The following is a 1,950-nucleotide window of genomic DNA, read 5'->3' as shown; positions in this document are numbered from 1 at the left end:
GGGGGAGGAGCTGTGCCGGGTCGCGCTCGGGTTGGCCGGGCGGGGCTGGCCGGTGTTCCCGTTGCGGGCGGGTACCAAGCGCCCGGCGCTGCACGGGCACAGCACGTGCCGGGGCACCGGGCCGTGCGCGGGCGGGCACCGTGGGTGGGAACAGCGGGCGACCACCGACCCGGACCGCATCCGCGCAGCGTGGTCGGCGGGGGCGTTCAACGTCGGCATCGCGACCGGCCCGGCCGGGCTGCTGGTGCTCGACCTCGACACCCCCGAGCCGGGCGAGGTGCCGCCACCGCGGTGGGCCGCCCGCGGGGTGGCCGACGGCGCCGGGGTCCTGGCCGTTCTGCTCGCCGACGCCGGGTGCGTGCTCCCGGCGACCTATGAGGTGCTGACCCCGTCGGGCGGGCGGCACTTGTACTTCCGGGCCCCGGCCGGGCTCGGGCTGCGCAACACCGCGGGCGAGACCGGACGTGGGCTCGGGTGGAAGGTCGACACCCGGGCCGGTGGCGGCTATGTCGTCGCCGCCGGGTCCCGCACCCCGACCGGGGTCTACCGCGCCGCCGACGACCAGGCAGAGGCGACGGTGCTGCCCGGATGGCTGGCCGACCGGCTCGCCCCGCCCCCGCCTGTTCCAGCGGGTCCGATCCGGACCGGGGCCGGGCGCCGTGACCGCTACCTCGACGTCGCACTACGGGCTGAAACAGCACGGGTCACCGGGGCGGCCAAACGCGAGCGCAACCTCAGCCTCTACATCGCCGCGGTCGCTCTGGGGCAGCTCGTCGCGGGCGGCTCCCTGCCCGAACCGGAGGCGTGGTCGACCCTGCGCGGCGCCTGCGCCGGGCACGTCGCGCTCGGCGCCTACTCCGGCCACCAGGCCGAGAAGACGATCGCGTCCGGCCTACGGGCCGGGGCCAAACGACCCCGACGGATCGAGGACGCCGCATGAACTCCCCACCACCCCCACCCCGACACACCAGCGGCCCCGCGGTCGGGGCTCAGACGGCCACTCAGGGCGCCGTGAGCGCCTCCCAGAGCGGGCCCCGACGCGGGGGCTTCCCGGCGCTCGGTGCGGTGCCGACGCCGCCCCGCACGGCCTGGACGGCAGAGGAGCTGATGGGCATGGACTTCCCGACCCCGCGCTGGGCGGTGCCCGGGATCATCTGCGAAGGGGTGACCCTGCTCGCCGGACCGCCCAAGGTCGGCAAATCCTGGATGAGTCTCGGGCTGGCGCTCGACATCGCCGCCGGGCGCCCGGCGTTCGGCCGGATCGACGCCGAGTCCGGTTCGGTGCTCTACCTCGCGTTGGAGGACACCCCACGCCGGTTGAAGTCCCGCATGGAGATCGCACTCGGCGGACGGCCCGCCCCGGCCGGGTTGACCCTGTCGATCGCCTGCCCGCCGATGCCTGCCGGAGGTGACGTCCAGGTCGCCGAGTGGCTGGAGAGCCATCCCGACGCGCGCCTGGTCGTCATCGACGTGTTCGCCAAGGTCCGCGGCAACCCCGCCCCCGGGGTGTCGGCCTACGACGCCGACTACGCCGCGATGACCCGGATCAAACGGGTCGCCGACCACTACGGCGTCGCCGTCGTACTGGTCCACCACGTCCGCAAGGCCGCCGCCGAGGACTTCCTCGCCACCGTCTCGGGCACCAACGGGCTCGCCGGTGCCGCCGACGCGGTCCTGGTCCTCGAACGCGCCCGTGCCCGCGCGGACGGCGTCCTGCACGTCACCGGCCGCGACGTCGACGAAACCGACTACCCGCTGGCGTTCGACCCGTCGGCGGGGGCGTGGTCGCTGCTCGACGGCAACGCCGCCGACTACCAGATGCGCGACACCCGCTCGCTGATCATCCGCTACCTACGCGACTACCCCGGCAAGAAGCCCAAGGAGATCGCCGACGCGCTCAACCTCGACGCCGGGACCGTGCGCCAGACCTGCCGACGCATGCAGGCCGAC

General features: G+C 75.0%; 2 protein-coding genes. Both read left to right on the top strand.

What is annotated here, in order from left to right; genetic code table 11:
- The coding region (locus FVA95_RS28485) for a bifunctional DNA primase/polymerase (RefSeq protein ID WP_370460889.1) at positions 1–940 on the top strand (940 nt) is incomplete at its 5' end.
- Between the two features lie 71 nt (positions 941–1,011).
- A partial coding sequence (locus tag FVA95_RS28480) for an AAA family ATPase (protein WP_240051794.1) occupies positions 1,012–1,950 on the top strand: 939 nt, incomplete at its 3' end.

The sequence above is a fragment of the Pseudonocardia sp. EV170527-09 genome, assembly GCF_008369905.1.
Classification (GTDB): domain Bacteria; phylum Actinomycetota; class Actinomycetes; order Mycobacteriales; family Pseudonocardiaceae; genus Pseudonocardia.
Note: the sequence above shows the minus strand (reverse complement) of the source record. Positions and strands in the feature narration are given on the sequence as shown.